Below are 22,576 nucleotides of genomic sequence, written 5' to 3' on the forward strand. Positions count from 1 at the left end.
GAAAACTTGCTAAAAATCTGAATCTAATGATTTTTCTGTCGATAGGCAGGAATACTGATGCGCCAATTCATGGCAGGAATCGGTCGCTGGGCGGTGATAAAACAGGGGTTTTCCCGCGATTTCCCGGATTTGCGGCGACTCCGAGTCCCGCTGTTCCCGCGATTTCCCCGAACACATCATTCAAAGGCTGCGGCCAACACCGCGCGCAAGTCTGCCCCGCCCTCACCCGCGAGTTCGGGATGCTCGAACACCGCAGCATCGGCGATCAGCGTGACCTGCCCTTCGCCCACCTTGCACAGGGCAACAGCATCCTTCGCCGCGAGCCTGCAGGCAGCAGCGCCGGGATCGGTGATGGCAACCTTGCCGGCCAGTGCGAGCGGGAGGCGGGTCTTGCCCATCATCGCTCCGACAACTGCTGCCTCCTGCGCCTCGTCAAAACTGACCGCCAACCCCCACAGCGCCACCACCGGAGGGATCAGGGCATTATCGACCGGGCGGCGCGGATCGCCCAGCGCCAGATCATATTCGCCCGTCAGAGCCGGATCGAGCACCAGCAAAAGCCGCCCGCCTGCCCGCACCCATTCATCCAGCGCGACATTATCCGCAGGCGAAAGCCCGCGCGGCTGGATCACCGCCAGCCGATCAAGCCCCGTCAAAGGGTCGGTTTCGGGCGCATCGGGTGACAGGCCCGGCTGAGAGGAAAGCGTATCGAGCAGCGTCAGTGTGTAGCGCTGTTCCATTGCCACCCGCTGCCACGGCGGCGGGGCGCGTCCTGCGGCAAGATCGGTGATTTCCGCGCCCTCGGGCCAGTAGAGCGGCAGGCTTGTCATCAGGCCGAGCGGCTGACGCATCCCTTCTGCTTCGGCGTCGGCCTTGGCAGGAGCGGCTTCGGGCGAACAGGCCGCCAGCGCCAGCAGCGCTGCGGCCAGTCCCGATCTACTGTTGCGGCGCGGCATTGCCTGCCCCCTGCGCATCCGGCGGCGGCGGCGGCAGATTGAGCGGCGTGGCCGACGGGGTAGGCGCGGGATCACCGGCGATATCGGGCACCACACCGGCATCGGCCAGCGGATTGGCCTGCGATGCCACGGGTTTCGGTTCGGTCGTTGGTGCGGCTTCTGGCACAGCGGCTTCCTGGGCCAGATCGGCCTGCGATCCGATGATGCTTGCCAGACCCACCAGCAGCACCATCGCCCCGATTCCGAACAGCCCGACCTGAAGCCGCTGCAAGGCTTCGGCCCGGGTCTGGCCTGCGGGTGTTTCGTCCTGCAGCGCGGTTTCCGGTTGGCCGGGCAAAGCCGGGTGAGCGCTGCGGGATGGCGCGAACAGACTGCGCTGGTTCATGCGCCGCAACCGATCCATGATGCTCGGGCGGCTCATGCGGCGCTGGCCGATGCGCCATTCGATGCAGGGGCGAGCCAGTCGAACACCGGCAGGCCTTTGGCCGCCAACCATTCGGCATTGTAGAGCGTCGAAAGGTAACGGAAGCCGGTATCGCACAGGATCGTGACCACTTGCGGATTCTCGCGCCCCTCGGCCACCAACTCGCGGCCCAGCGCAATCGCGCCCGCCACATTGATCCCGGATGACAGGCCAAGGCACAGGCCTTCGTCCTTCAGCAAGCGTTCGACCCAGATCAGCCCGTCCTCGTCGCTGATGCGGTATTGCGTGTCGATCGCCGCGCCTTCGAGATTGGCGGTGATCCGGCCCTGCCCGATGCCTTCTGCGACCGACGATCCTTCAGCCTTCAATTCGCCGTGCGCGTAATAATTGTACAGCGCCGCGCCGTGCGGATCGGTCAGCGCGATGCGGATGTTTTCGTCGAAGGCTTTGAGACCAAGGCCCACGCCCGCAATCGTGCCGCCGGTGCCTGCTGCGCAGGTGAAGCCATCGACGCGGCCGCCAAGCTGCTGCCAGATTTCCGGCGCGGTGCCTTCGATATGGGCGCGGCGGTTGGCGATATTGTCGAACTGGTTGGCCCACACCGCGCCCGGCGTTTCTTCGGCCAGACGGCGCGAGGTGTGGACGAAGTGGCCCGCATCGGCAAACTTGGTCGGCGGCACCAGCACCAGCTCGGCGCCCAGCGCCCGCAGGGTGTCCATCTTTTCCTTGGACTGGTTGTCGGGCATGACGATGATCGTCTTGTAACCGCGCGCATTGGCCACCAGCGCTATGCCGATGCCGGTATTGCCCGCCGTGCCTTCGACCACGGTGCCGCCCGGCAGCAATTCCCCGCGCGCCTCGGCATCGCGGATGATCCACAGGGCGGCGCGGTCTTTCACCGACGATCCAGGGTTGGCGAATTCGCACTTGCCGTAGATGTCGCAGCCCGCCGCGTCGCTCGGCCCGGCAAGGCGAACCATGGGAGTATTACCGATCAGTGCGAGGGTATCGCCAAAGGGGCGTGTAATGTTCATCGCAGTGAATTAGGCGCTTGGACGGCGCGGGGCAATGGCTGGGTGCTCTATTCGTCATTGCGAGGAGCCGCAGGCGACGCGGCAATCCATGGACCGGTGGTGCGTCCAAAAGGAGACGGTCAGTTCATGGATTGCTTCGCTTCGCTCGCAATGACGAGGATCAGGCAAGAGCAAGCGTCGCCTCCACCACGGCGCCTTCCCCGATCTTTTCGGCCTTGCGCACTGCGGCCTTGAGCGGCAGCAACCAGCCGCCCGCCTGCTTCGAGGGAAACAGCGATGTCCGCCATGTTGTGCCGCCGATAGTCGCCTCGACGTAAACCGATCCCCATGCGGCGGCATTGGTGGCATGGGCGCGGATCGCCGCTGCGGTTTCGCCATCGATGGTCAGGAAATACCACGATCCCTTGGCCGGAGCGCCATCGCTCCCCTGCCACAGCCACACCGGCCCGCGCACGTGCCACGGCCCTGCCGCAGCATCGGGCGCATGGCCGAGTTCGTCGCGCAGAAACCGGGCCAGATCATCGTGCACCGGCCCGTTCCTGCGCGCCGAAAGATCAATCTTCCGGAGCGATGGTGACGTGCAGCCCGTCAAGTTCGGCGCTCAGCGCGATCTGGCACGACAAGCGGCTGGTTTCGGTGCGGTGATCGCTGGATTCGAGCAGATCGTCCTCGTCTTCGCTCATCTTGGGCAGCTTGTCGGCGAAAGCCGGATCGACATGCACATGGCAAGTCGCGCACGAACAGCATCCGCCACACAGCGCCAGCAGCTCGTCAAACCCGTTGTCGCGGATCGCTTCCATCACGGTGAGGCCGTCATCGACGGTGATCTCGCTGGTGGCGCCTTCGCGGTTGGTGACGACCAGTCTGGGCATGGAGTTCAGTTCCTTTTCGGCTATTGCGCGCAATGTTCGGCGCTGAGAGATGCTTGACGGGCTGCTAAGACAGTCTGCCGATCAAGGCAAGTTAAGGAAAGTGGCAGTGGGACTGACAGCGGAAAAATTGCGCGATGATCTGGATGCGCTGGCCTTGCGTGAGCCGCAACTCGCCAGCGCGCTGACCCGCGTTGGCTATCCCGAAGCCCGCATCCGTGCGCCCGGTTTCGAAACGCTGCTGCGCACCATCGTCGGCCAGCAGGTCTCGGTCGCGTCGGCGGCATCGGTGTGGAACAAGCTGGAGACGGAACTGGGCGCGGGGTTCACGCCCGCCTGCCTGCTGGAACGCGATTTCGATACCCTGCGCGCTTGCGGGCTATCGCGCCAGAAACAGGGCTATGCCCGATCCCTGTGCGAACTGGTGGCGGCAGGCGAGCTTGATCTGCATCACCTGCCTGCCGATGACGAGGAAGCGATCGCGCTGCTCACCCGCATCAAGGGGATCGGGCGCTGGTCAGCGGAAATCTACCTGCTGTTTGCCGAAGGCCGCCCCGATATCTGGCCTGCCGGAGACCTTGCCGTGCAGGAAGGGGTCAAACGCCTGCTCGATCTGGAAGAACGCCCGCTGGAAAATGCCACGCGCAGGCTGGCGGAAAGCTGGTCTCCGCAACGCGGGGCCATGGCGATCTTCACATGGCATTTCTACGCCAACCCGGCGCTTTAGCTTAGCCAAGCTTGCAGGCGCATTTCATGTGCCTTACATGTGCAATACAGTAGATGAAATGGGCATTGATCGGAGAAACTCATCATGGCGTCATTCCACCATATTCGGAACCTATGTCTGACCACCGCGGCGGCGAGCGTTCTGGCCCTTCCCGCTGTCAGCCTTGCCGATAATCACGCCCCCAAAGATGGAACCGCAATGACCACGACAGCCGAAACTGCCCCCCTGATCCCGCGTGACGCTCTGTTCGGCAATCCTGTTCGCGCAGCCGGACAGATCAGCCCGGACGGGAAATGGCTCAGCTGGCTCGCGCCCAAGGACGGGGTGCTCAACATCTGGGTTGCCCCGGCGAACGACCCCGATGCCGGGCGCGCCATTACCAGCGCGACCGACCGTCCGATCCGCCAGCATTTCTGGTCGCCCGACGCCAGTTCCGTCATGTATATTCAGGACAAGGGCGGGGATGAGAATTTCCTGCTTTACGGCATCAACATCGCCACCGGCGCGGAAACCACGCTGACCCCGTTCGAAAAGACCCGCGTGCAGATCGTCGGCGCTTCGTCGACGATCAAGGACAAGGTTCTGCTGGGCCTCAACAACCGCGACCCGCGCTTCCACGATGTGCACATGCTGGATCTGACCACTGGCAAGCTGACGCTGGTACTGGAAAACAGCGGCTATGCCGGGTTCATGGCCGATGACACGCTGACCCTGCGAATGGCGCTGCGCCAGAACGCGGCGGGCGGCACCGATTATTTCCGCGTGACCGATAACGTCGTGGCTGCCGAACCGTTCGAAAGCACGGCGATGGAAGACGCGCTGACCACCTCGCCCGCTGGCTACACTTCCGACGGCAGCACGCTTTACTGGATCGACAGCCGGGGCCGCAACACCGCCGCACTGATCGCGCAGGATAGCGCCTCGGGCGAAAAGCGGATCATTGCCGAAGATGACAAGGCCGATATCGGCGGTACGCTGCGCGATCCTGTTACCGGCGTGGTAGAGGCCTATGCGGTCAATTATCTCAAGAACGAATGGACCGCGATCGACCCCGAAATCGGCGTATCGCTCGATTTCCTCAAGTCCAAGCTCGAAGGCCAGTTCGGCATCGCCAGCCGCACGGACGATGACAGCATCTGGATCGTCGGCAATGATCCGCTGGTCAAGCCCGCCGCGACCTATATCTATGATCGCAAAGCGGGCACGCTGACCCCGTTCTATACCTCGCGCCCCGCGCTGGAAGGGGCACCGCTGCAACCGATGTACCCGATCGAAATCGCCAGCCGCGATGGTTTGACCCTGCCATCCTATCTTACCCTGCCGCCCGGCAGCGATACCGATGGCGACGGCAGGCCGGACAAGCCCGTGCCGATGGTGCTGCTGGTGCATGGCGGGCCGTGGGCGCGCGATGGATATGGCTTCAATGCCAACCACCAGATGCTCGCCAATCGCGGCTATGCGGTGCTCAGCGTCAATTTCCGCGGCTCGACCGGGTTCGGCAAGGATTTCATCAATGCCGGGAACCTGCAGTGGGGCCTGAAAATGCACGACGACCTGATCGACGCTGTCGAATTCGCGATCGGCGATTTCATCGCGCAGCCCGACAAGATCGCGATCATGGGCGGATCATACGGCGGCTATGCCACGCTGGCGGGGCTGACCTTTACGCCGGACATATTCGCCTGCGGTGTCGATATCGTCGGCCCGTCGAATCTGGAAACCCTGCTGAAAACGATCCCGCCCTATTGGGAGCCGCTGGTGAAACAGTTCCACACCCGCATGGGCGATCCCAACACCGAAGAAGGTCTGGCAATGCTCAAGGCAGCCAGCCCGCTCTACAAGGCGGACAAGATCGTGAAACCGCTGCTGATCGGGCAAGGCGCAAACGATCCGCGCGTGGCGCAGGCGGAAAGCGATCAGATCGTGACCGCCATGAAGTCTGCCGGAATTCCCGTGACCTATGTGCTTTACCCCGATGAAGGCCACGGCTTTGCCCGGCCTGAAAACAATATCGCCTTCTATGCCATTGCCGAAAACTTCCTCGCCGCCTGCATCGGCGGCCGGGCCGAGCCGGTGGGCGATGCGCTGAAACCGTCGAGCGCGCAGATCGTCGAGGGCGCGGAGCACGTGAAGGGGCTGGAAGCGAACCTTGGGGGATAGGCCCGGACAGGCGCATTTGCGTTGCTGACAAGTGCGATTTCCCGTTCTAATCAGGTTGCAAATAGCAATCGAGAGGGGATCACGTGGGACAGCAGCGCAGCATTTTCATCACCGGCGGGGGATCGGGCATCGGTCGCGCCACCGCGCTGCATTTTGCCGCCAAGGGCTGGTTTGTCGGGGTGGCTGACATCAACGAAGCGGGGATGGCCGAAACGCTTGGCCTGATCGCAGGCGATGCGAAGTGGTCGGGCAAGCTCGACGTGCGTGACCGGGCAGCATGGGATGAAGCACTTGCCGCCTTTGCCGCCGCTGCCGGGGGGCGGATCGATGCCGTGATCAACAATGCCGGGATCGGCACGGGCGGATCGCTATCGGAACTCGACCCGGACGAGATCGACCGTTGTCTCGATATCAACCTCAAAGGCGTGCTCTATGGCGCGCAGGCGGGCTATCCTTACCTGAAGGCGAGCGCGCCGGGATCGGCACTGGTCAACATTTCCAGCGCGGCGGGGATTGTCGCTTCGGCAGGGATGAGCGTTTATTGCGCCACCAAGTTCGGCGTGCGCGCCGTGTCCGAAAGCCTTGATGCCGAATGGGCGGGCGACCGGATCACAGTCGCCTCTGTGTGCCCCGCCTTCATCGAAACGCCGCTGCTGAACGGCACCGGCAACCGCAAATCCAACGAAGCGATCCGCGACCGGGTGACAGCCGCCGGGCTGGAAATCACCCCGGTGCAGGAAGTCGCCAAGGCGGTGTGGGACGCGGTGCACGGCACGAAGCTGGATTACTTCATCGGCGCCACATCAAAACGCATGGCCTTCGCCAAGCGCTGGATGCCCGGCAAGGTGCGCAAGCAGTTGCGCGGCAGTTCGGGGCCTTTGGGGCGGTGAGGAAAGCTCCCGTCTGACCGATTGGCGCTGTTTCGGTCGTGCTAGCGACCGCAAGGCCGACTGGCCGCCCGCAGCGACGCGGCCTTCAGGCCGCATGAGCGAGGACACCGCACGCCGGAGGGCGTGCGAAATCACAAAAGCCCGTCAATCGTGCGCGCCAGTTTCGCATCGCGCTGCGACAGGCCGCCGCTTTTGCCTGCATCATGGGTGGTCAGCGTTATTTCGACCTTGGCATAGACGTTGAACCATTCGGGGTGGTGATCCTGCGCTTCGGCCTGCAGGGCAACACGGGCCATGAAGCCCCAGGCTTCCGAGAAGTCCGCAAACTGGAACGTGCGCGTGATCGCCTTGCCTTCGCGTGCCAGTTCCCATGCGGGATGATCGGCCAGCAGTTTCTCGATTTCGGCTGCGTCTAGTTCGGGGAGGGACATGGGGGGCTCCTGTGAGGGGTCGCTTGTTTGCGTCGCTTGTTTGCCGGGCCCCTTTTCCCTAACGCTGACGGCCAATGCAAGCGCCCTCGCCGTCCCTCATCGCTGAAAACCTTGCCTGCCGCCGGGGCGACCGGCTGCTGTTCCGGCGCCTGTCCTTTGCGCTGGAGGCAGGCGCGGCGTGCCATGTCACGGGCGCGAACGGCGCGGGCAAGACCACGCTGATCCGCGCTGTGGCCGGACTGACAACGCCCTATGCAGGCGAAGTGCGTCGCACTGGCGCGCTGGGATTGCTCGATGAACGCACCGGGCTCGATCCCGACCTGCCGCTCGATAAGGCGCTGGCATTCTGGTTCGGAATCGACAGGGTGGCTGGCGCTGACGAGATCATGGCGCGGCTGCGGCTCGATCCGCTGGCCGAAGTGCCGGTGCGCTACCTTTCCACCGGCCAGAAAAAACGCACCGCCCTCGCCCGGTTGATGGGACAGCAAGCGTCGATCTGGCTGCTCGACGAGCCGCTTTCCGGCCTCGACAGCGCGTCGCAGGGCCTGGTCAGCGAACTGGTGCGCGAACATTGCGCGGGCGGCGGAATCGCGCTGATCGCCTCGCACCAGCCGCTCGACGTGCCGGGCATGACCGCCTTCGCGATCGAGGATTTCGCCCCGACAGGAGAGGACGCATGATCGCCGCCCTGCTCCGCCGCGATCTGGCACAATTTTTCCCGTTCACGGGAAGCGGTGCCGCACTTCCCGTGGTGTTCTTCGTAGCAGTGGCGATGCTGTTTCCCTTCGCGGTCGGGCCGGATGCCAATCTGCTGGCAAAAACTGGCGGCGGCGTGGTGTGGATCGCGGCGCTGCTGGCAGCGATCCTGCCGCTGGAAAAGCTGGTGGCGCGGGACATTGACCTCGGCTTTTTCGACCAGTTGAAGCTGCGCGGGATGGCGGAAGAAGCGATGATGGCAGTGCGCCTTGTCGCCCACTGGCTCAGCTTCGGCCCGCCGCTGGTGCTGGCGACCTTTCCCGCTGCCGCGCTGCTGAAGATTGAAGGCGAGACGTTCCAGATCCTGATCCTCGGCCTGCTGGCGGGCACGCCGGGCCTCGCGGCAATCGGATTGATGATCGCCGCGCTCACTGCATCCTTGCGCGCAGGCGCAGCGCTTTCGGGCCTGCTGCTGATCCCGCTTGCCCTGCCGATCCTCATTTTCGGAGCCGGCGCGCTCGCCCGTCAGGATCAAGTCAGCCTCGGGTTCGTTGCAGCCATAAGCCTCGCGCTGGTGGCAATCGCTCCGTTTGCCGCAGGCGCCGCAATCCGGGCGGCAAGGGAGAACTAGTGAGAGCGCCAGAAAGCCACGTTCGCGCCAACACATTGATGGGCAACATCGCGCTGGGGCTGCTGGCCTTCACGCTGTTCGCCTTCGCGCTGAAGGCGGCGGCGCACCCGCAGGTTCACGTGCGCTACACCCCGATTGTGGTGTTCCATGCGGTCAGCATGATCGCCTGGCTCGCGCTGCTGGCGATCCAGGCCTTCGCAGCCGCGCGCTTCAAACTGGCAGCGCACCGGGCGACGGGCCGCGCCTCGATTGCGCTGGTGGGGGCAATGCTGGTGAGCGGGGCGGTGATTGCGTGGCGGATCGGGCAGGAACTGGGCCGGCCGGAGGTAACGGTGGTGAATATCGCGGCTTTCGTCACTTTCATCCCGCTCTATTTCGCCGCGCTGCATTTCGCCCGCCGCCGCGACATCGCCGCACACCGCCAAGCCATGCTGATCGCGACGCTCGCGCTGATGACCCCCGCCTATGCCCGCGTGGTGCAGGTTCTGGGCCTGCCCGATCCGGTCGCGATTGGTGTGCAGCCGCCGATCACGATTGCGATTGCGGTGGCGTATGACTGGGTGCTGCATGGGCGCGTGACGCGGCCCACGCTGGCGATGTTGGGATTTTCGGTGGCGGTGGTAGTGGTGATGGTTGGGGTGTTGGCGGTGTGGTTTCTTTAGTCACCGCCCGTCATTGCGAACCGCAGGCCAACCAATCCATGGCTTGAGCTCGCAGCCAGACGCAACGGCAGACCATGGATTGCCGCGTCGCCTTCGGCTCCTCGCAATGACGAGGCTTACACGTAAGGCGGGCAATCCCTGCCTGTCGGGCTCTTGGTGAAGATCTCGTTGCCCGTTTCCGTAATCGCAATCGAATGCTCGAACTGCGCCGACAGGCTCTTGTCCCGCGTCACCGCTGTCCAGCCGTCGCCCAGCACTTTCGCCCACGGCTTGCCGAGGTTGATCATCGGCTCGATGGTGAAAAACATCCCCGGCTTCAGCTCAGGCCCCGTCCCGGCCTTGGCGGCGTGGACGACTTCGGGCGCGTCGTGGAACAGGCGGCCGAGGCCGTGGCCGCAGAACTCGCGCACCACCCCGTAACGGAACTGGTTGGCGTAGGCTTCAATCGCAGCGCCGATATCGCCCAGCCGCGCGCCGGGCTGCGCGGCCGCGATGCCGAGCATCAGGCATTCATAGGTCACCTCGACCAGCCGCCGCGCCTTCAGCGTCGGTTCGCCCGCGAAGAACATCCGGCTGGTATCGCCGTGCCAGCCATCCACCAGCGGGGTCACATCGATATTGAGGATGTCGCCATCCTTCAGCACCTTGTCACCCGGAATGCCGTGGCAGATCACATGGTTGATCGAGATGCAGGAAGAGTGCGCATAGCCGCGATAGCCCAGCGTTGCGGGCACGGCGCCCGCATCCAGCATCATCCCGCGTACGGCATCATCAATGCTGCCGGTGGTGACGCCGGGCTTCACCAGATCGGCGCAGGCATCGAGGATTTGCGCGGCCAGCGCCCCCGCCTTGCGCATCGCGGCAAAGCCATCCGGCCCATGCAACTTGATGGAGCCATCGCGGTAGACGGTCTGATCGCCGTCAACGAGTTGATAATCGTGCATCGCACTCACATAGCGATGCGCGAGGCAAAAAGCTACTTTGCTGCTGCAAAAGCGGCTTTGTATTCGGGCTTCACCGCCTTCAGCACCGCAGCGGTGACCGGCAGCGTCACTTCGTAAGTGCCCTCGGCATAGGAACCCGCGACATATGGCGCAGCCAGCAGGCCGATGCGGTTGAAGGTCTGCTTGTTCGATGATCCCGGCAGCACGGTGAGATCGGCAATCGGCGGGCACTGGAAGAACCCGTCGTCCGAATAATCATCGCCCATGCGCTTCATGCGTTCCACCTTCAGCGCCTTGCACCACGCATCGCCCAGCGCAGTCTGCAAGGCTGCGGGAGAGGTGAACATGGCCTTGGGATCGAAAGCGGCCTTGGCCTCGCGGTCCCACACCAGCGCATCATGGGCGGAATTGCCATGCGCGCCGCCGGTGTAGACGTAGAAATCGGCGGAGAGCGACAGGTAACGCGGCAGATCGGCAACCACCTGCCACGATTTTTCGAACCCGCGATTGACGCAGGAAACGCAGTCCTGCCCTGCAAATTCGCGGATCGCTTCGTTCCATTCTGCCTTTTGATCGGCCAGCAGCGTATCGCGTTCACCAGTCAGGCGTCCGACCAGTTCGGGCACGGCGGAAACCTGCGCAGGCCAGCTATAGGCGAATTCGCGCACCGCCTCGTCCTTGCTGGAATTGTCCTCGAACGCGACCGCCCCGGCAGCCTGCTCGGCGGCGGCGGCAGCGCTAGCGGTAGCGGCGGCATTACCGCCGGCCGAAGCGGTGGCAGTCGCCTTTCCTACCCCGGTCTTGTCGGCCACATCTTCGGGTGATGAACAGGCGGCCAGCATGGCGGCGCAAAAGGCCAGACCAGCGGTCTTCAGGCCCCGGCTTGCCCCGTCCAGACCCCCTCTAGACCCGTCTTGACCCCGCTTAGACCCCCGCTTGCCTGCGCTGGGCCAGTGTTTCACGTGAAACATTGCGGTGGTCATCGGCCTTTCCCTCCTGTCCGAATCTGCTGGTGACAATCGCGGCGCGGCGATTATGGAACAGGCATGAGCAAACCTAAAGCACTGATCCAGCCCGATCGTGGGCAAGACGCAATTGCCATCCATCTGGTGAACAAGGACGGTCTCGAAGCCTTCGCCAAAACCCTCACCGCAGGCCAGCGCGCCAGCCTTGCCGGGCAGAAATTCGAAGGCGGCGGCTATCAGGTCGGGATCGTGCCAGACGGGGAAACATGGTTTGCCGTGGGGGGCGTGGCCAACCCCGAAAGCCTGTCGAGCTGGTGCCTCGCCAAGCTTGCGGAAGAACTGCCCGAAGGCACCTATCGCCTTGCCACCGGGGACGCAGGCCCGGCCATGTTCGGGTGGATCACCGGGCAATACCGTTTCGCCCGCTACAAAAGCGATGACAAGCCGGCCGGCGCAAGGGTGCTGCTGACCGCGCAGGCCGGGCAGATCGATGGCTACACCGCCGAGGCCGAGGCCGAATGTCTGGTGCGCGATCTGGTCAACACCCCCGCCGAAGACATGGGCCCCGCCGCGCTGGAGGCCGAGTGCGAAAGGCTGGCCAAGGCGCACAAGGCCGAACTGGCCGTGGTGCGCGGCGATGCGCTGGAACAGGGCTATCCGATGATCCACGCGGTGGGCCGGGCCGCCGCCCGTCACCATGCCCCGCGCCTGCTGCACCTCACCTGGGGCGATCCGGCGCATCCGGTACTGGCGGTGGTCGGCAAAGGGGTGTGCTTCGACAGCGGCGGGCTCAACATCAAGCCGGGCGCCGGGATGCGGCTGATGAAGAAAGACATGGGCGGCGCAGGCCACGCGCTGGCGCTGGCCGGACTGGTGATGGGAGCGCGGCTGAAGGTGCGGTTGCACCTGCTGATCCCGGCGGTGGAGAACGCCATTTCGGGCGGTGCCTTCCGCCCCGGCGATGTCCTCAAAAGCCGCAAGGGGCTCACCGTCGAAATCGACAATACCGATGCCGAAGGGCGCTTGATCCTTGGCGACGCGCTGACCCGCGCTTCGGAGGAAAACCCCGATCTGATCGTCGATTTCGCCACGCTGACCGGTGCAGCGCGGGTGGCGCTCGGCCCCGATCTGCCCGCGATGATGGCGCGGCAGGATGATACGGCAGAGGCATTTCTGGCCGCAGCCAAGACGAATGACGATGCCGCCTGGCGGCTGCCCCTGCACGAGGCCTACCGCGAGTATCTTTCCTCGGATATTGCCGACATGGTCAATTCGGCAAGCAACCCCTTTGCGGGCGCCAGCGTCGCCGGATTGTTCCTCGATCGGTTCGTGGGAGAGGGGATCGACTGGGTGCATTTCGATACCTTCGCGTGGAACGTCGCCCCGCGTCCGGGCCGCTCGCGCGGCGGGCGGGGCATGGGACTGCGGGCATCGTGGCACGCCATCCGCGCGCGGTATGGCCAGTGATCGATGGGCGTAAATGGGCGTAAACTTGCTCCCGGGGCGACTTGCCGCTAACGGGCCTGCCACACCGCGGCGGGGGAAGGCGCGGTCACACCAACACGGATTGACGGAACGTAGATGAGCGGCGCTGTGCGCGAGGGAACGGAATATGCGGTGCCGCACGGCGTGCTGGGTCTGAAAGGCCCGGTCGAAAAGCCTGTGCCCGGCACCCTGCCGCTGCGCGGTGATCTGGCGCATATCGCCCTCGCCGGCACACATCTGGCGGCCCACTACGTGATCCCGCATCTGCGCACCGTGGGCGATGACGGCGCGGGCCTCAGGCTCGCCCCGCGCGATGACAGCGAGGTGTTTGCGAGCCTCGATGCCGCCAGCCGGTTCGAACTGCTTGATGTAGCGGGCGAATGGGCGTGGGGCTGCTCCGGCCCGGCCGGCCCGTCTGGCTGGTGCCGGGCGAGCGAACTCGCTCCGCAAAGCGCCTGAGCCGTGGCGATCCGCCTGTTCATTGACGGTGCGGCTGGCACCACCGGTCTCGAAATCCGCGAGCGTTTGCAGGGGCGTGGCGAGTTCGAATTGCTGGTGCTCGACGACGCCCAGCGCAAGAACGAAACCGCCCGCCGCGATGCACTCCACGCCGCCGATATCGCTATCCTGTGCCTGCCGGATGATGCCGCGAAAGAGGCAGTGAAGTTGGCGGAAGGCTCGAGCACCCGTATCATCGACGCTTCCAGCGCCCACCGTGTGGCCGAGGGCTGGACTTATGGTTTTCCCGAGCTGATCGGGCACGAGGCAATCGCCAATGCGCAGCTCGTCAGCAATCCCGGCTGCTATCCGACCGGCTTCCTCGCGCTGGTCGCGCCGCTGGTCCGCGCGGGGCTTTTGCCTGCCGACTGGCCCTATACCGTCAACGCGGTCAGCGGGTATTCGGGCGGAGGGAACGCCCTGATTGCGCGATTCGAAGCCGAAGGTGCGCCCGCGTTTCGCGCCTATGGCTACGATATGGCGCACAAGCATCGCGCGGAAATGCAAGGCTATGCGGGGCTGAAGCACGGCGTAATCTTCGCGCCGTCAGTCGTCCCGGCGTATCGCGGCATGGTGGTCGAAGTGCCGCTGCACCTCGGTGCGATGGCTTCCGAGCCAACCGCCGATCAACTGCGCGGCGCGCTCAGCGAATTTTATGAAGGCTCGGAAGTCATCACTGCCCGGCGCGGTGCCGGTGTCAGCGAGATCCTTCTCGAACGCAGTGCACCGCCATCCGACGCAATGACATTGCACGTGTTCGGCAATGACGGCGGCTGGCACGCCCGCCTTGTCGCGGTGCTCGACAACCTCGGCAAGGGCGCATCAGGCGCGGCGATCCAGAACCTCAACATCATGTGCGGGCTGCCCGAAACCACAGGCCTGCGCCTATAATCGCCGCAGCGTTGCTTAAAATATAGGCAGGCTGCGATCATATGCTGTGCACCATTGCGCAGCGCACCATAATCTTGCTAACCGCACCTTATCGGCGAAAGACATCCCTACCCTTGAGTCTTCAAGCGGCAAGGATCGTTCGCAGCCACCACCTAAAGGCTTGGCACGATTCTTGTTAAGAATTGGTCAGCAATCCAGCCAGGCGCGGATGGGGACAACGTGAAAAAGATCGAAGCGATCATCAAACCCTTTAAACTCGACGAGGTGAAGGAGGCGCTGCATGAAATCGGCGTATCCGGCATCACCGTGACAGAGGCCAAGGGTTTCGGCCGCCAGAAGGGCCATACCGAATTATACCGCGGCGCCGAATATGTCGTCGACTTCCTGCCCAAGGTGAAGCTTGAAGTCGTGGTGGCCGACGATCAGGCCGAACGCGTGGTCGAAGCCATTGCCGCCGCCGCGCAGACCGGCCGAATCGGCGACGGCAAGATTTTCGTTACCGCGATCGAAAGCGCCCTGCGCATCCGCACCGGCGAAACCAACGACGACGCGATCTGATTTTCCACCCTCTCCTGACCTGCCAAACCGGCGGGTTGTCCTAGATTTACCTCGGAGGCACTACACAAATGTCGAAAGCAAAAGACGTCCTGAAGCTGATCAAGGACGAGGAAATCGAGTGGGTCGATCTGCGCTTCACTGATCCCAAGGGCAAGTGGCAGCACCTCACCATGGTCGCCAGCGTGATGGGCGAAGATGAGCTGGAAGACGGGTTGATGTTCGACGGCTCGTCGATTGCCGGCTGGAAGGTCATCAACGAATCCGACATGATCCTGAAGCCCGATCTGACCGAAACCTGGATCGATCCCTTCAGCGCTTCGCCGATGCTGATCATCAACTGCGACATCGTCGAACCTTCGACGGGCGATTGGTACAGCCGCGATCCGCGCACCACCGCCAAGCGCGCCGAAGCCTATCTGAAGTCGACCGGCCTTGGTGATACCGTCTATGTCGGCCCCGAAGCCGAATTCTTCATGTTCGACGATGTGCGTTTCGAAGATGGCTATGCCGGATCGGGCTTTGCCATCGACGACATCGAATTGCCGGGCAACACTTCGAAGGAATATGAAGGCGGCAACATGGGCCACCGCCCGCGGGCCAAGGGAGGTTACTTCCCCGTCGCGCCGGTTGACAGCGCTGTCGATATCCGCGGCGAGATGGTCACAACCATGCTCGAAATGGGGCTTCCCTGTGACAAGCATCACCACGAAGTCGCCGCCGCCCAGCACGAACTGGGGCTGACCTTCGGCACGCTGGTGCAGACCGCTGACCGGATGCAGATTTACAAGTATGTCGTGCATCAGGTCGCCCACGCCTATGGCAAGACCGCGACATTCATGCCCAAGCCGATCAAGGACGATAACGGCTCCGGGATGCACACCCACATCTCGATCTGGAAAGATGGCAAGCCGATGTTTGCCGGCAACGAATATGCCGGATTGTCGGAAATGTGCCTCTATTTCATCGGCGGCGTGATCAAGCATGCCAAGGCGCTGAACGCCTTCACCAACCCGACCACCAACAGCTACAAGCGGCTGGTGCCGGGCTTCGAAGCGCCGGTACTGCTCGCCTATTCGGCGCGCAACCGTTCGGCTTCGTGCCGCATTCCCTATGGTTCGGGCGACAAGGCCAAGCGCGTGGAATTCCGTTTCCCCGATGCCATGGCCAACCCCTACCTGTGCTATTCGGCGCTGCTGATGGCGGGGCTCGACGGGATCGAGAACAAGATCCATCCGGGCGAAGCGATGGATAAGAACCTGTATGATCTGCCCCCGGCCGAACTGGCCGAAGTGCCTACGGTGTGCGGTTCCTTGCGCGAAGCACTGGATTCGCTGGCGGCGGATTACGACTTCCTGATCAAGGGTGACGTTTTCACCAAGGATCAGATCGAAGCCTATGCCGAGCTTAAGTGGGAAGAGGTGATCCGCACCGAAACCACGCCGTGCCCGGCCGAATTCGACATGTATTACAGCATGTAATTTGAGGTGAGGGGCCACCCGGCCCCTCGTTTTCTTGCTCATGCGGCCTCCACATTTTGGTCGCTGCGCGGTCGCCTTCAGCGCATAATCCAAGCCAAAATCAGGCCGTCCGGCATTCCGGGCGGCCGTTTTTCTGTGCACGCCGCCGCATCAGACGGCACAAATGCCGACCTGCCATGTTAGAAGCAGCGCACAATCAGGGGCTTTCATGACACATTCGATTCTGCTGGTGGCCGCGGGCCTCGTTCTGTTGGCTATAGGCGGCGAACTGCTGGTGCGCGGTGCGGTTGGTATGGGAACGCGGATCGGCATCTCGCCGTTGCTGGCGGGGTTGACCATTGTCGGCTTCGGCACATCGATGCCGGAACTGGCGACCAGCGTGCAGGCCGCGCTTGCCGGTTCGCCGGGCATCGCGCTGGGCAATGTGGTGGGATCCAACGTCGCCAATATTCTGCTGGTGCTGGGCGTTTCGGCGCTGATCATGCCGTTGATAGTCAATCCGGCCTCGTTCAAACGCGATGCCATCGCCATGGGCGGCGCCACTGTCTTGTGCACCGGCGCGATCCTGATTGGCGTGATTGGCCCGGTCATCGGCGCGGTGCTGCTGGCCAGTCTCGTGGGCTATATCTGGTATGCCTACAAGTCAGAGGCTGCCGCGAATGACGATGAATGCCACCGCCACCAGGCCGAGGCTGAAGACCGCCCTGTTCCAGCCGACACCGGCCCGGTCATCCTTGGCGGCATGATTGTCGCGGGTCTGGCAGCAGCGATTTTCGGCGCGGGGTTGCTGGTTGACGGAGCCACGGTGCTGGCCAGCGCTGCGGGGGTTTCGGAAAGCGTGATCGGCCTCACCGTAGTGGCTATCGGCACTTCGCTGCCCGAATTGATTGCCTGCGTCATCGCGGTTATCCGCAAGCATGCCGATGTCGCGCTCGGCAATGTCGTGGGTTCGTGCATCTACAACCTGCTGGGCATCCTTGGTGCGACCGCAGTCATCACCCCGATTGCAGTTCCGGCCGAAATCGCCGGAATCGATATCTGGGTTTTGCTGGCCGTCACGGCGCTGCTTATCGTGCAATTGCGCAGTGGTTGGCGGCTTTCGCGCATCGAAGGCGCTGTTCTGCTGGCGCTTTACTGTGCTTACACCGCTTTCCTTGCCGTGCGGTGAGGCATTTGCGCAACGGTGGGAGCCCGTGTGGCGTCCTCACGTGCGTCTGAATTGTAAGAATAATTCGGGTCGCTAATCTGGCATCACCATGCTCGCCTCCAGCCTGCCTCCCCCTGATCAGAGGTTTCCATCCTGAGCTCGAGAGCCCCCCGCACCCGCTTGCTCGCAGGCAGCGCGTTTTGCGCATTGTCGCTCGCAGTCGTCGCCGTGCCCGCGAAGGCCGTTGTACCGAATGAAACAAAAACGCCGGCCGAAATCATCGACAATAATGATGAATTTCGTGGCGTTGGCATGTTCTTCCGTGCGGATGGCTTTGTCTGTTCCGGCACACTGATCAACCCACGCACCGTATTGTTCGCCGCACACTGCGTGAACGATATTCCGGAAGAGGCGTATAACGCCGATGGCACGCCCGCCGCGTGGTCGTTCAACGTCAATGCCCTGCCCGGCTTCCAGAACTGGATTGCCAACAACTTCGCCAGCAACCCGAACCTGGCCGTGTTCAACATCAACCGGGTTTTCTACGATCAGCGTTCGCTGCAAAACCCGCAGGCGCTGGGCTTTATCGAAGCCGATATTGCGCTGGCCAGTCTTGATACCCCGGCTGCCGGCATCCCCACCTGGGCATTATTGTTCAGCACGCTGCCCGCGTCCAATGCCATCGATCCGGTGACTGGCACCGGCTATCATGTCAACATCGTGGGCTATGGCGCAACCGGCAACGCGGCCCAGGGCGCTGTTCTGGGGGTCGATTTCCGTCGCCGCGCTGCTGAAAACATGCTGGGCGCCTTCGCGTCGCTTGATGATAGCGATGCAGTGCTGTCCGGCCCGTCAGCCCCGTTCTTGCCGCAGAACCTGTATCAGCTCGATTTCGATTCCCAGGAACGCAATTTCGACCAGGACATCAACCTTTTCCGCGATAATGCCCTGCCCAATGAAGGGACCACCGCTGGCGGAGATTCCGGTGGGCCGCTGATTCTGGATGCGGCCAGCAACGCCCTTTCGGCCGAAGATCTGGTGATCGGCGTATTATCGGGCGGATCGCGGGTGTTTGACGTGCCGTTCAGTTCGATTGGAACGACCAGCTTCTACCAGCCGCTGTCGCTTTACTGGCAGTATATCGCCGCAACCAATCCCTATCGTTATGTGGGCGCGGCGGCTGGTGACGGCAATTGGGAAGATGCCGATCACTGGGTCACGCTGCTAGATCCGAATTACCGCGTGATCGGTACCAATGGCGCGGTGGTCAACGGCGTGCCGACGACACCCGAACTGGGCCTCAACGGAACCGAAGGCGATTTCGGCGCGGTCTGCGTCGCATCCGGGAATCCTGGCGATTTCTGTGTCGATCTGGTGACTGGTGAGGAGATCGCGACCTTTGTGCCGCCCGCAGCCATGATCGAAAGGTCGCGGTCACAGGTTCAGGCGCAATACGGAGAGGCTGCGCTGCCTGCCCCGTCGCTCGCCAATGGCCTGCCCGGCGCGACCGGGTTTGTGCCGGACAATGTCGATCCGATCATCAGCGCCGATCCGCAAGCCAATGTCGATCCGCGCTATTACGATGTCACGCTCAGCCAAGCTGGTACCACCACGCTGGGCAGCCAAGTCACCATCGACCGGCTCACGCTGCGCGGCAACGGCGGGCTGGTTGTCGCGGGGGCAGGCGATCTGACATCGCTGATCGACGTGACCCAGTTCGGCGGGCGGGTGAACGTCAATGGCGGGATCACTTCTGTAGGCGATTACACGCTGTTTGCCGGAATGCTGGAAGGAACCGGCACCGTCACAGCGCCGTTCCTGACCAGCATTACCGGCATATTCTCGCCCGGCACGATGGGCACCACCCGAACGCTCAACATCGATGGCAATCTGGTGATGTCTTCGGGCACCACCTTCCTCGTCGATCTTGGCAGCGGCGGCCTGTCCGATCGCCTTGCAGTCACCGGCCTCGCCAACGTCGGCGGGGTTGTGAATATCGGTACCGGCGTTACCCAGCAGGTGAACGGACTTGGCCAGCGCTACACCATCCTCACCGCGACCGATGGGGTTTCGGGCGTCTTCACCAACCGTTCCTTGTCCGCAATCCTCAGCCAATCCTTCTTCCATCAGCCCGACGCGGTGCAGATGGAGATTCAGGCCGCCAGCTACAGCACGGTGATCGACACCAATGATCCGGTGCAGGCTGCCTACGCCCAATTGTTCGACCAGAACCGTTCCAACGCGGCATTGGGGGACCTTTACGATCTGGATTTCGCCACCGCCGATACCATCCGCAGCACCTTTGTCGGGCTGGCCCCGGTCAATGAACAGGCAGTGCGTTCGCTTGCGGGCCAGACAATCAACCTGCTGCAAAACTTCAACAACGCTCGCCTGCGCGAAGCCGACAAAAGCCAGGCCGGTGGTAAGATTGCCGTCAGCGGCGCTCCGCTTAATGTGGTGCGGGCCAGCCTTTCCCCCATCGGCCAGCCGCTCGGCAGCGATCTGATGGCGCTACAGGGCGACGACACCTCGCTGACCGAAGCCAACCTGCCTGACAATGTCGGCATCTTCCTTTCGGGAGGCTATGTCTCTGGCGACATCGGCGATCTGCCGGGCTTTGCCCAGCGGCGCGACATGACCGGCCTATTCGTGGCTGGAGGGATCGAATTCTATCCCGGCGATCGCACGATGTTTGGCCTTTCGGGCTATTACAACGCGCTCGAAGCCGACACGCCGCTGGGTCAGCGGGTGGACAGCGATACCTATGCCGCCTCGCTCACCATGCGGCACAAGTTCGATGGCGGGCCTGTGATCGATGGCCAGTTCAGCATGGGCAGCATCGGGTTCGATACCCGGCGCGCAGTGCAGTTTCTGGGCAGCACCCAGAACCTGACCTCATCGACGGATGATCTTCTGGTCTCGGGCGCTGTGGGCATTTCCTACGATCTCGAAAGCAGTTTCGGCACCATCTCGCCCGGAATTGAAGCGCGCTATGCCAGCGTCAACCTGGGAGCTGTGACCGAAACCGGCGGAAACCTGGGCCTTACGGTTGCGCGGGAAAAATTCACCAGCACGCAAGGCCGGGCCGGGTTCGATTACGAAAAGAAGGGCCAGATGGTCGCCCTCAACGCCAATGCCCAACTGGTGCGGGAGTTTGAAAGAGGCCCGCAACTGCTCGCCGCAAACTTCGCGCAAGGCATTGGCCCTTACGCCAACTTCGCGCTTGATCGCGCCGATCACACTTGGGGCGAAGTGGGCGTCACCGCCACCTTGGGCACTGGCCCGCTGCAACTGAGCGCAGGCTTCGATACCACCATCGGGCGCGAAAACGCCGATGTGCGGGTGGTGCGCGGCACCGCAACCTGGCGCTTCTGATCCTTGGCAGTCAGCACCGCACAAGCGGGCGCCTGCCACGCGGCGGGCGCCCTTTTTGCTGCCCGTGAAGTGCTGCAGATCAGCGCAGTCGCAGCATCCCGCGCCGCCCTGCGGCGATAAAGCTCGCCGCCAGCACCAGCACATAAAAGGCGGTCAGCAGATCAAGCGGCGCAGGCGCAGGGGCATAGCCGAGATGCGCGCCGATTGCCCATCCCCCCACCACCACCAGCACCAACCCGTAGGTGATCGCCCCGGCCTCAAGCTGGGTGGCCAGCATCAATTCATCGGCATCGCGGTATCCCTTGACGGCGAAGACCAGCCCTATAATCAATCCCCCGGCGCCGATCGTCAGAGCTACTGGCGGCGCCAGCGGCCCCACGGGCGCAGCCAAAGCAAGCCCCAGCAGCGCAAGTCCCCACACCAGCATCGCGGCGCCCGAAGTGACAAATTGCGACTGCATCTCGCGCACTTCGTCGGCATCTTCGACATTGAGGATCTTCGCGCCAACCGCCGGGCTGATCGAACCCGCCAGCACCAACGCCGACATCAGGATATAGATTACCGCGACCATCCCGGCGATCGTGACTGAAGGCGGTAAACTCTCCAGCCCACGCGCCGCGGCATAGCCGCCAGCCCAATGGCCCGCGCCATAACCCACCAGCGCGCCGAAAATCAGGCCGCCCATCAACTGGAAAAGCAGTTTGCGCCACTTGGTCGAAGCGCGCGGAGGGGTAGTATCGCTTGTCATGCGTCGGGCTCCCAATGGTCGATGAACAGGTCAGGCACTGCCACCTCGAAGAGCCGCGCCATCCGCAGCGCCAGCGGCAGCGAAGGATCGTATTTGTCGGTCTCGACCGCGTTGATCGTCTGCCGCGATACGCCGAGCCGCCGGGCGAGTTCGCCCTGGCTCCAGCCTTTCGTCTCGCGATATTGCTTCAGACGGTTTTCCACGTGATCCTGACCGGTCATTCGATGAATGGCACCCGAGCGCCGCTTGCGATCATGATGCGATGGCGTTCGGTGGTGACAAGAACTCTTTACTGTAAAGAACTCTTGTCAGTCAAGAACTCTTGTCATGCTCACCGTCAGAACGTCCGCAAAGTCATTTTCCTACTGACCCGGTCTGTGCCTAATCATCCGGCCCCGTTCACCCCGCATCCGAGGCCCGTTGTCATGATCCAGCAAACCACTTCCCCGCTGCTTGCCCTGTTCCGCCGCCTGATCAACCACGCCCAACTCACCCCGCCGCCTGCCTCTGCTGTGCCTCCCGCTGCACCTGTCACAGTCAGTGCGCGCGGGGTTGCACTGATCAAGCAGTTCGAAGGCTCCGCGCGGCTGCGCAGCGATGGCCGTGTCGAAGCCTATCCCGACCCCGGCACCGGCGGCGATCCCTGGACGATCGGATGGGGCGCAACCGGCCGCGATCATGTGCATGGCGGCACCATCGCCAAAGGCACTGTCTGGACGCAGGCCGAATGCGATGCACGGCTGGCGCAGGACCTTGTCCGCTATGCCGCCGATGTCACCAGGGCGCTTGGCAAGGCGCCGGTCTCCCAGCCGCAGTTCGATGCGCTGGTGAGCTTCCATTACAACACTGGCGCGATTGCCCGCGCGACCCTGACTGCCAAGCATATCGCGGGGGATCACGAAGGCGCCGCGCGCGAGTTTTCTCGCTGGAACCGCGCCGGCGGACGGGTGCTGAAAGGTCTCGTGCGTCGCCGCGCTGCCGAAGCCGCGCTTTACCTGTCCTGAGCT

The 22,576-nt window shown here is 63.3% G+C and carries 24 protein-coding genes; 14 read left to right on the forward strand and 10 right to left on the reverse strand.

Features of this window, described 5'->3' with window-relative positions; translation table 11 throughout:
* Positions 1–176: 176 nt before the first annotated feature.
* The 5 genes from IP79_RS13705 to IP79_RS13725 all read right to left on the reverse strand — a co-directional run bounded on the left by IP79_RS13705 (position 177) and on the right by IP79_RS13725 (position 3,286).
* Positions 177–956: a hypothetical protein gene (locus IP79_RS13705; RefSeq protein WP_054119854.1), complete on the reverse strand. Its 780-nt coding sequence runs from the start codon at positions 954–956 to the stop codon at positions 177–179.
* Positions 937–1,341, reverse strand: a complete 405-nt coding sequence (locus tag IP79_RS13710; protein WP_233994225.1) for a hypothetical protein — start codon at positions 1,339–1,341, stop codon at positions 937–939. Before IP79_RS13710 ends, IP79_RS13705 begins: the two co-directional genes overlap by 20 nt.
* Positions 1,342–1,373: 32 nt before the next feature.
* Positions 1,374–2,414 (reverse strand): cysteine synthase A, encoded by a 1,041-nt coding sequence (locus IP79_RS13715; RefSeq protein ID WP_054119856.1) that lies wholly within the window; start codon positions 2,412–2,414, stop codon positions 1,374–1,376.
* 160 nt (positions 2,415–2,574) lie between these two features.
* Entirely contained in the window at positions 2,575–2,943 is a 369-nt protein-coding gene (locus IP79_RS13720) for a DUF1905 domain-containing protein (protein WP_082337228.1), read from the reverse strand.
* Positions 2,944–2,968: 25 nt separating this feature from the next.
* Positions 2,969–3,286: a 2Fe-2S iron-sulfur cluster-binding protein gene (locus IP79_RS13725; protein ID WP_054119857.1), complete on the reverse strand. Its 318-nt coding sequence runs from the start codon at positions 3,284–3,286 to the stop codon at positions 2,969–2,971.
* A gap of 106 nt (positions 3,287–3,392) precedes the next feature.
* Between IP79_RS13725 and IP79_RS13730 the strand changes: the two genes are divergently transcribed.
* The 3 genes from IP79_RS13730 (at position 3,393) to IP79_RS13740 (ending at position 7,060) form a co-directional block, all read left to right on the forward strand.
* Positions 3,393–4,010: a DNA-3-methyladenine glycosylase family protein gene (locus tag IP79_RS13730; RefSeq protein WP_054119858.1), complete on the forward strand. Its 618-nt coding sequence runs from the start codon at positions 3,393–3,395 to the stop codon at positions 4,008–4,010.
* A gap of 198 nt (positions 4,011–4,208) precedes the next feature.
* Complete coding sequence (locus IP79_RS13735) at positions 4,209–6,170, forward strand: S9 family peptidase (RefSeq protein WP_054119859.1); 1,962 nt, start codon at positions 4,209–4,211, stop codon at positions 6,168–6,170.
* Positions 6,171–6,253: 83 nt separating this feature from the next.
* Entirely contained in the window at positions 6,254–7,060 is an 807-nt protein-coding gene (locus IP79_RS13740; protein WP_054119860.1) for an SDR family oxidoreductase, read from the forward strand.
* A gap of 131 nt (positions 7,061–7,191) precedes the next feature.
* Here IP79_RS13740 and IP79_RS13745 read toward each other — a convergent pair whose 3' ends face one another.
* Entirely contained in the window at positions 7,192–7,491 is a 300-nt protein-coding gene (locus IP79_RS13745; RefSeq protein WP_054119861.1) for a 4a-hydroxytetrahydrobiopterin dehydratase, read from the reverse strand.
* 74 nt (positions 7,492–7,565) lie between these two features.
* Here IP79_RS13745 and ccmA point away from each other — a divergent pair, with 74 nt between their 5' ends.
* Genes ccmA through IP79_RS13760 form a run of 3 tightly spaced genes read left to right on the forward strand, consistent with a single transcriptional unit; the run spans position 7,566 to position 9,480 of the window.
* The gene (gene ccmA, locus IP79_RS13750; RefSeq protein WP_054119862.1) at positions 7,566–8,171 is read left to right on the forward strand and encodes a heme ABC exporter ATP-binding protein CcmA; all 606 of its coding nucleotides are present in this window, start codon (positions 7,566–7,568) and stop codon (positions 8,169–8,171) included.
* Positions 8,168–8,818: a heme exporter protein CcmB gene (locus tag IP79_RS13755; protein WP_054119863.1), complete on the forward strand. Its 651-nt coding sequence runs from the start codon at positions 8,168–8,170 to the stop codon at positions 8,816–8,818. Before ccmA ends, IP79_RS13755 begins: the two co-directional genes overlap by 4 nt.
* Positions 8,818–9,480 (forward strand): hypothetical protein, encoded by a 663-nt coding sequence (locus IP79_RS13760; RefSeq protein ID WP_233994226.1) that lies wholly within the window; start codon positions 8,818–8,820, stop codon positions 9,478–9,480. The genes IP79_RS13755 and IP79_RS13760 overlap by 1 nt, the downstream gene beginning before the upstream one ends.
* Positions 9,481–9,596: 116 nt before the next feature.
* Here IP79_RS13760 and map read toward each other — a convergent pair whose 3' ends face one another.
* A complete protein-coding gene (map, locus tag IP79_RS13765; RefSeq protein WP_054119865.1) occupies positions 9,597–10,424 on the reverse strand; it encodes a type I methionyl aminopeptidase in 828 nt (275 codons plus the stop codon).
* Positions 10,425–10,456: 32 nt separating this feature from the next.
* Positions 10,457–11,407: a PdaC/SigV domain-containing protein gene (locus IP79_RS13770; protein ID WP_197273830.1), complete on the reverse strand. Its 951-nt coding sequence runs from the start codon at positions 11,405–11,407 to the stop codon at positions 10,457–10,459.
* Between the two features lie 63 nt (positions 11,408–11,470).
* Here IP79_RS13770 and IP79_RS13775 point away from each other — a divergent pair, with 63 nt between their 5' ends.
* From IP79_RS13775 to IP79_RS13805, 7 genes are all read left to right on the forward strand, one after another.
* Positions 11,471–12,856 (forward strand): leucyl aminopeptidase family protein, encoded by a 1,386-nt coding sequence (locus tag IP79_RS13775; protein WP_054119867.1) that lies wholly within the window; start codon positions 11,471–11,473, stop codon positions 12,854–12,856.
* A 114-nt stretch (positions 12,857–12,970) separates the two neighbouring features.
* Positions 12,971–13,333, forward strand: a complete 363-nt coding sequence (locus IP79_RS13780) for a hypothetical protein (RefSeq protein ID WP_054119868.1) — start codon at positions 12,971–12,973, stop codon at positions 13,331–13,333.
* Positions 13,334–13,336: 3 nt separating this feature from the next.
* On the forward strand, positions 13,337–14,263 hold the full coding sequence (gene argC / locus IP79_RS13785) for an N-acetyl-gamma-glutamyl-phosphate reductase (protein ID WP_054119869.1): 927 nt from the start codon (positions 13,337–13,339) through the stop codon (positions 14,261–14,263).
* Positions 14,264–14,482: 219 nt separating this feature from the next.
* Positions 14,483–14,821: a P-II family nitrogen regulator gene (locus tag IP79_RS13790; RefSeq protein WP_054119870.1), complete on the forward strand. Its 339-nt coding sequence runs from the start codon at positions 14,483–14,485 to the stop codon at positions 14,819–14,821.
* A 68-nt stretch (positions 14,822–14,889) separates the two neighbouring features.
* Positions 14,890–16,299: a type I glutamate--ammonia ligase gene (gene glnA / locus IP79_RS13795; RefSeq protein ID WP_054119871.1), complete on the forward strand. Its 1,410-nt coding sequence runs from the start codon at positions 14,890–14,892 to the stop codon at positions 16,297–16,299.
* A gap of 208 nt (positions 16,300–16,507) precedes the next feature.
* The gene (locus IP79_RS13800; RefSeq protein WP_054119872.1) at positions 16,508–17,467 is read left to right on the forward strand and encodes a calcium/sodium antiporter; all 960 of its coding nucleotides are present in this window, start codon (positions 16,508–16,510) and stop codon (positions 17,465–17,467) included.
* 186 nt (positions 17,468–17,653) lie between these two features.
* A complete protein-coding gene (locus IP79_RS13805) occupies positions 17,654–20,821 on the forward strand; it encodes an autotransporter domain-containing protein (protein ID WP_156318346.1) in 3,168 nt (1,055 codons plus the stop codon).
* A 79-nt stretch (positions 20,822–20,900) separates the two neighbouring features.
* Here IP79_RS13805 and IP79_RS13810 read toward each other — a convergent pair whose 3' ends face one another.
* On the reverse strand, positions 20,901–21,569 hold the full coding sequence (locus tag IP79_RS13810; protein ID WP_054119874.1) for a hypothetical protein: 669 nt from the start codon (positions 21,567–21,569) through the stop codon (positions 20,901–20,903).
* Entirely contained in the window at positions 21,566–21,790 is a 225-nt protein-coding gene (locus tag IP79_RS13815; RefSeq protein WP_197273831.1) for a helix-turn-helix transcriptional regulator, read from the reverse strand. Before IP79_RS13815 ends, IP79_RS13810 begins: the two co-directional genes overlap by 4 nt.
* A 204-nt stretch (positions 21,791–21,994) precedes the next feature.
* Between IP79_RS13815 and IP79_RS13820 the strand changes: the two genes are divergently transcribed.
* Positions 21,995–22,573: a lysozyme gene (locus tag IP79_RS13820; RefSeq protein WP_082337230.1), complete on the forward strand. Its 579-nt coding sequence runs from the start codon at positions 21,995–21,997 to the stop codon at positions 22,571–22,573.
* Positions 22,574–22,576: the final 3 nt, after the last annotated feature.

The organism is Porphyrobacter sp. AAP60, from assembly GCF_001296025.1.
Classification (GTDB): domain Bacteria; phylum Pseudomonadota; class Alphaproteobacteria; order Sphingomonadales; family Sphingomonadaceae; genus Erythrobacter.

Excerpts from the sequence above, each read along its gene's own strand:
- IP79_RS13705 (WP_054119854.1), bottom strand. The coding sequence starts at position 956 with ATGCCGCGCCGCAACAGTAGATCGGGACTGGCCGCAGCGCTGCTGGCG.
- IP79_RS13710 (WP_233994225.1), bottom strand. The coding sequence starts at position 1,341 with ATGAACCAGCGCAGTCTGTTCGCGCCATCCCGCAGCGCTCACCCGGCT.
- IP79_RS13715 (WP_054119856.1), bottom strand. The coding sequence starts at position 2,414 with ATGAACATTACACGCCCCTTTGGCGATACCCTCGCACTGATCGGTAAT.
- IP79_RS13725 (WP_054119857.1), bottom strand. The coding sequence starts at position 3,286 with ATGCCCAGACTGGTCGTCACCAACCGCGAAGGCGCCACCAGCGAGATC.
- IP79_RS13735 (WP_054119859.1), top strand. The coding sequence starts at position 4,209 with ATGACCACGACAGCCGAAACTGCCCCCCTGATCCCGCGTGACGCTCTG.
- IP79_RS13745 (WP_054119861.1), bottom strand. The coding sequence starts at position 7,491 with ATGTCCCTCCCCGAACTAGACGCAGCCGAAATCGAGAAACTGCTGGCC.
- ccmA (WP_054119862.1), top strand. The coding sequence starts at position 7,566 with ATGCAAGCGCCCTCGCCGTCCCTCATCGCTGAAAACCTTGCCTGCCGC.
- IP79_RS13755 (WP_054119863.1), top strand. The coding sequence starts at position 8,168 with ATGATCGCCGCCCTGCTCCGCCGCGATCTGGCACAATTTTTCCCGTTC.
- map (WP_054119865.1), bottom strand. The coding sequence starts at position 10,424 with ATGCACGATTATCAACTCGTTGACGGCGATCAGACCGTCTACCGCGAT.
- IP79_RS13770 (WP_197273830.1), bottom strand. The coding sequence starts at position 11,407 with ATGACCACCGCAATGTTTCACGTGAAACACTGGCCCAGCGCAGGCAAG.
- IP79_RS13775 (WP_054119867.1), top strand. The coding sequence starts at position 11,471 with ATGAGCAAACCTAAAGCACTGATCCAGCCCGATCGTGGGCAAGACGCA.
- IP79_RS13780 (WP_054119868.1), top strand. The coding sequence starts at position 12,971 with ATGAGCGGCGCTGTGCGCGAGGGAACGGAATATGCGGTGCCGCACGGC.
- glnA (WP_054119871.1), top strand. The coding sequence starts at position 14,890 with ATGTCGAAAGCAAAAGACGTCCTGAAGCTGATCAAGGACGAGGAAATC.
- IP79_RS13800 (WP_054119872.1), top strand. The coding sequence starts at position 16,508 with ATGACACATTCGATTCTGCTGGTGGCCGCGGGCCTCGTTCTGTTGGCT.
- IP79_RS13810 (WP_054119874.1), bottom strand. The coding sequence starts at position 21,569 with ATGACAAGCGATACTACCCCTCCGCGCGCTTCGACCAAGTGGCGCAAA.
- IP79_RS13815 (WP_197273831.1), bottom strand. The coding sequence starts at position 21,790 with ATGACCGGTCAGGATCACGTGGAAAACCGTCTGAAGCAATATCGCGAG.
- IP79_RS13820 (WP_082337230.1), top strand. The coding sequence starts at position 21,995 with ATGATCCAGCAAACCACTTCCCCGCTGCTTGCCCTGTTCCGCCGCCTG.